The following is a 4697-nucleotide window of genomic DNA, read 5'->3' as shown; positions in this document are numbered from 1 at the left end:
GGATTTTCTAAGCCAGTTGGGTAGGAACGCATGGGCTTGTCCGCTACGCCTGAGTTGCTGTTACGTCTGGTCGGTGACGCTGGTGGTGGGCCGTCGTCCGATGCTTGCTTTGTCGAGGTGTCCGTAGATCGTGGAGCGCGGCACCTGGAGCAGTGTCGGTGCGCAGCGGCTCAGGTTTTGGCCTGGACAGTCTGGAAAACAAGCGAAAACGACTGAATCTGGGCCCATGGGCTGGCTGACGCGGACTCAGCGTGGTGGGTGTTTTCGTGGTGGCTTATGCGGGATCGCGGGTAGATGCGGTTTTTAAGATGCCCATGTCCACCCGCTGCAGATGCGATCGCACACGGGAAGCAAACAAGGGGGCGCCGGCATTTTTTAGACTGAGTGGAAGATCGACACCATCCGTGCCTGATGATTTTCCGTGGAAGTAGCACAGCTGCTGCTCGCAGACTTTGAAAACACCCTCCGGATTTGCATCGTCAACTAGCAGGAGGAAGTCATCCGGGTGATAGATCTCGTAAGGAAGTTCGTCGCTATCCGGGAAGTCTTTGCCGTTCATCGTGACCACTATGTCTACGGATCCATGAGTGGCGGCGGCATGTATGTGAGCATCGAAGATGTCCGGGTATTGAATCGTAGGGTCAATTTCGAATCCGGAAATCTGGCCGCCCTTGAAGGTCTTCTCAAGGTTTTGGCGCATCCCTGCGATCTGCGCATCTGCCCATAGTGGGTGGTCTTTGCGGAGGTGGTACAGGGTCTCAACCATGATGTCTTCGGTCCAGGCCACGCTGAACAAACCTTCAGATTGAATTTGAAGGAGTGCGATCCAATCCCGGAGTGTGCGGGAGTAGAGGATGTTTGCGTCCACTAGGACAATGGTGACCGCCGAGCTCATAAGCTGAATGGTACAGGCTCGGCGGTCACCGTTATCTACTAGTCGAGGCCCAATTCGTCCTCAAGGGCGCGAAGCTCGTTGAGGCCGCTTTGTCGGGTCGCAGTTCTTGCGGCTCTGTAACTATGGACGTCCTCGGTTAGAACCCGGGTGTGTGACCCAACTTTGTGGGCTGGCAGCTCGTTTTTCTGGATGAGTTGCATGAGGGTAGGCCGAGATACTCCGAGCATCTTGGCGGCTGTAGTGGTTGTCAGTTCCTTGGGGAGGGAGCCGATCGTCACCGTGCCGCCACGACCGATTATCTCGACCACTCGGCGAAGGAGGGCTGTCAATTCCACGGGTGCTTCGACAGGTTGTCCAGCGACGTTTTTGAGTGCCAGGGTGGCGTTGGCGGTTTGATCAGATTCCAGACGGAGGGCAAGTTGCCTTGCCTGCTCGCTCTCTTGTGCAGTGGTGGTGACCACTGTCTTTTGGCTTCTATCCAACAGGGCAGACATTTTCGCCTCCTTTGCAATGTTTGCTCTACCTACAACACCGTATGTCATTTGCACTTATAAGTGCAAGTGACAGTTGTGGCTTCATCCTACTTTGAGAGAAGTCCCGCATGTGGGGACTTGGGGTGACTTAGGAGTTTCGAGCCACTCCTGCCATGGCCGACTTCTCATTGGTGGGAGGCAGCGTGAATGTGGCTTGTTGGAACAGCTCCTAGATGTGTCTCCGAGGCGGTATTTCTATTGGAACCGGGCGGCCGCCGTAGATAATCGCGTATGCTTTTAGGGCCGAGTTACAAGTTGTGCGGAGGCACCCAGGTGGTGCTGTGGCGCGATGCCACACCTCCTCAGCAATTCAGGGACGGAGCCAAGGTGCAGCGGCCTTAACAGGTGCTCTCGGTAAGCGGCCGGGTTTGAGCGCTATTCCCCTCGCGTTGACTGTGACATTGAGATGGCAGAAGGCGCGAGGGGGGTCCTCACGGTTTTAGCCGAAGGGGGAATTTTCGACTGCACCCTGAAGTGCTCGGTTGACACGCAATCCGTTAGCTCGTAGCTCGACGACAAACTTTCTCAATTCGACCCTGGTGCTAGCCGGACGATTGTGTGTGAGTGTGAACTCTTTGCCTTTTGGGGAGCGTAACCGGAGCAGCGTGGGGTTTCGTTTGATTACTGACCAGCCTTGGTCCGTTGCGTTGCTACAGAGCCAATTGATCTCTTCTTCTAGTGCCCTGAGTGACTGCTCTTTATGAGCTGTCACCTTTGGACCAGGCGTCAAATCGTGCGTGGTCATGGGGCTGGCAGCCAGTGTTTGATTGGCGACCGTAGCCACGATAGAGCTGGTACTCCTTTCCTGGGTGGCCTGGGTTCCGCGTGTACGAGGCCCTAGCTTCCTCATGTGTTACGCGTCGCAGTGGATGACTGTGAGTGGCCGCGTTGCCTGACGATGGGTCGTGGTTTCCCTGGTTTTCCTTTTTGCCTCTTGACCTTCTTCGTTGGCGGCGTCAGGCTGACGACAGACCCTGACCTTGGATTTTGGTTCAAGGTTTAAAGACGAACGAGACCGGTGCCAGTTTCTAAGGCCGCACCAGTCTCGTTCTGACGCGAAATGAGTCGCGCTGTGCTTACCGTAAGCCACGATCCAGACACTGTCGAATTCCAGCTTTTGGGACGGGAGCTGGCCTGTCCGCTCTGTCCTGGCCGGCTGCGGCCCTGGGGGTTCGGGGTGGGGCGTGTGATCCGGTGTGGGGTGCCGGTGGTGGGCCGGCTGTTCACCCCGCGCCGGGCCCGCTGCAGCGACTGCGCAGCGACCCATATCCTGCTCCCGCCGGGGCTGGCCGCCCGCCGGGCCGATCATGCGGGGGTGATCGCCGAGGCCGTGGAGCTGAACATCGTGCAGGGTGCCGGGCACCGGAAGATCGCTGCGGTCCTCGGCCGCCCGGAGACCACCGTCCGGGATTGGCTGCGGACCTTCAGCGCCAACGCCCCGGCGGTCATGGCAGCATTCGCGCTCCGGGTGCACCGGGGCACTGCCGAGGCGTTGGGGTTCTGGCCGGGACCTGCCCCCACGTGGAAATCCAACGCCTTGGGCATGGTGATGGCCCATGCCCGGGTGCTGGCCCATCTGCACCGCGCCGTTGCCCAGTCCGTGGTCACGGTGCCGTGGCAGTATGCTGCCTTGTTTGCTCATGGGCCGTGGTTCTTTAGCAGGGTTGGATGGCCCGATGGGTGCAACACCAGCCCGCCCTGCCGCTAGTGCGGTAAATGGGCCAAGGTGGGGTTCACGTGCCATTTCCGCTTTGCCGGCGGTGGTGCGGTCCTTGTGTTTGACCCCACTGGAAGGAAATTTTTACTTGATGAGTGCTTCAGCCCAGCTGCCCGATCGGTTTGACCCTGCCCTGGTGCCGCCGGGAGCCGCGATACCGCTGGTTTCGGCGGTGCCGGCGAATCCGGCACCGCGGGCCACCACACCGTTGATGCGCAAGGAACATCGGGACAATATTGCGTTGTTCCGTTACCAGGTGATCCGGGGCGTGGCGGATCCGTCGTTGAGCACCCGCCAGCGTGGGCCGTTGGTGCGGGCGTTGGCGGCCGTGGATCATCCGTGGCCGTTTGGCGGGACCCGCCGCTACTCCAGGGAGACCCTGGACCGGTGGGTCAAGGCCTGGCACGAGGGCGGGTTCGACGGGCTGAAACCCGAAGAACGCGCCACCACGGGCGGGACTGATCCGACCGTGCTCGTCCTGGCCGAGTCGCTCAAGCGTGAGAAACCGAACCGGACCGCGGCCCAGGTCAAGCGGATCATCACCGAGACCCTGGGCCAGGCCCCCTCGGAGACGACCCTGCTGCGCCACTTTAGGGCGAGGAACATTTCCACCGGTGCCAGGCCGGTGGCCACCGGCCGCTTCGAAACGGCGGTCTCGAATGAAATTTGGGTTGGTGACGCCCTCCACGGCCCCCGCATCGGCGGGAGGAAAACGTATCTGTTCGCGTTCCTCGATGATCATTCCCGCATGGTCACGACCGCCCGCTGGGCCTGGGCCGAGGACGCCATCCGCCTCTCAGCGGTGTTGCGCCCGGCCCTGCAAACCCACGGAATCCCCGACGTCGCCTACCTCGACAACGGGGCCGCGATGAGTGACAAATCCCTGGCCAGGACCTGCGCGAAGCTCGGGATCCGGCCCTGGCGGGCCTTGCCCAATGTGTCTGGCGCCGGCGGCGCCGATGGCGGTGGTTGGGGTTCGTTGGCGGGGTTCGTTGGCGGGGGAATGTGGCAACTGGGGCAGGAGCGGCTAAGGGCGCATGTCCGCTGCAGCCATGGCGTGCTGCGTTGCTCCGGGTGCCGCACGGTGGCCGTACGGGCCTCGGGCGGGGCGAGTGTTCCTCCCCGGTCCCGGCGTCCGGTCCCGGCGTCCTGGCCGGCCCGGGCGGTGGCAGGGAGTGGCGGCCCTTGACGGCCACCCCTGTCCGGGGCGGGGCTTGGTTGTTGTGGCCGGCCGGCCGGCCGGCTGGCGCGGCGCGGGCTTGCTGGCGTCGGGCGGGCGTCGTCTTGCCGCAGTGGATGCTGGCAAGGCTCTTTGCCTCGGGTTCTTTTCGCGTGGCGGCCTGTTTGGCCCGGGGCTGCATGCCTGTACGGGGAGGGCCGGCTTCGCTGTGTTGTGTCCTGGGATGCGTCCTGGAGCGGGCGTCACCATGGCGGGGACGTGAACTGGTGGCCCTGTGGCCCTGTGGCCCTGTGTTCCTGTGCCCCTGGCGGCGTGCCGGCGGCGTGCCGCCAGGGGCACAGGAACACAGGGCCACAGGGCCACAGGGCCACC

4 protein-coding genes are annotated in these 4697 nt (G+C 62.1%); 2 read left to right on the top strand and 2 right to left on the bottom strand.

The features are described from left to right. Positions 1-274 precede the first annotated feature (274 nt). Together LPN03_RS20395 and LPN03_RS20390 are read right to left on the bottom strand one after the other, a co-directional pair. Positions 275-868 (bottom strand): PIN domain-containing protein, encoded by a 594-nt coding sequence (locus LPN03_RS20395; RefSeq protein WP_262455711.1) that lies wholly within the window; start codon positions 866-868, stop codon positions 275-277. A gap of 65 nt (positions 869-933) precedes the next feature. Then, complete coding sequence (locus tag LPN03_RS20390; protein ID WP_262455710.1) at positions 934-1389, bottom strand: helix-turn-helix domain-containing protein; 456 nt, start codon at positions 1387-1389, stop codon at positions 934-936. Positions 1390-2614: 1225 nt separating this feature from the next. Between LPN03_RS20390 and LPN03_RS20385 the strand changes: the two genes are divergently transcribed. Further along, positions 2615-3136, top strand: a complete 522-nt coding sequence (locus tag LPN03_RS20385) for a helix-turn-helix domain-containing protein (RefSeq protein ID WP_262455708.1) — start codon at positions 2615-2617, stop codon at positions 3134-3136. A gap of 100 nt (positions 3137-3236) precedes the next feature. Beyond that, positions 3237-4334, top strand: a complete 1098-nt coding sequence (locus tag LPN03_RS20380) for a DDE-type integrase/transposase/recombinase (RefSeq protein ID WP_262455707.1) — start codon at positions 3237-3239, stop codon at positions 4332-4334. The last annotated feature ends 363 nt before the right edge of the window (positions 4335-4697 follow it).

Source organism: Arthrobacter sp. A2-55 (assembly GCF_025548615.1).
Classification (GTDB): domain Bacteria; phylum Actinomycetota; class Actinomycetes; order Actinomycetales; family Micrococcaceae; genus Specibacter; species Specibacter silviterrae.
This window is presented reverse-complemented; position numbering and strand designations above follow the sequence as displayed.